The 254-nt window shown below is 39.0% G+C and carries 1 protein-coding gene; it reads left to right on the forward strand.

The genetic code is table 11. The annotated features are described in order from the left end of the window. The coding region (locus FQ664_RS26440; RefSeq protein WP_178091104.1) for a peptide-methionine (R)-S-oxide reductase at positions 1-132 on the forward strand (132 nt) is incomplete at its 5' end. Positions 133-254 lie beyond the last annotated feature (122 nt).

Below are 254 nucleotides of genomic sequence, written 5' to 3' on the forward strand. Positions count from 1 at the left end.
GTATTTAACGACGGACCAAGACATATGGGCGGGCTCAGGTATTGCATAAACGGTGCTTCCCTCAAGTTTATCAGGAAAGAAGACCTGGAAAAGGAAGGTTATAAAGAATATCTAAAAATATTTGAACAGTGAAAACTGTTAAGCGAAATGAGGTTAGCTTCGGAAAACCTATTTGTTCAAAAAATGAAATGAGCTAAGCACGGAGGATTGCCTGTTTAAAATAGACAATCCTCCGACCTGACCCCATATAATAC

Source organism: Pseudomonas persica, from assembly GCF_900291015.1.
Classification (GTDB): domain Bacteria; phylum Pseudomonadota; class Gammaproteobacteria; order Pseudomonadales; family Pseudomonadaceae; genus Aquipseudomonas.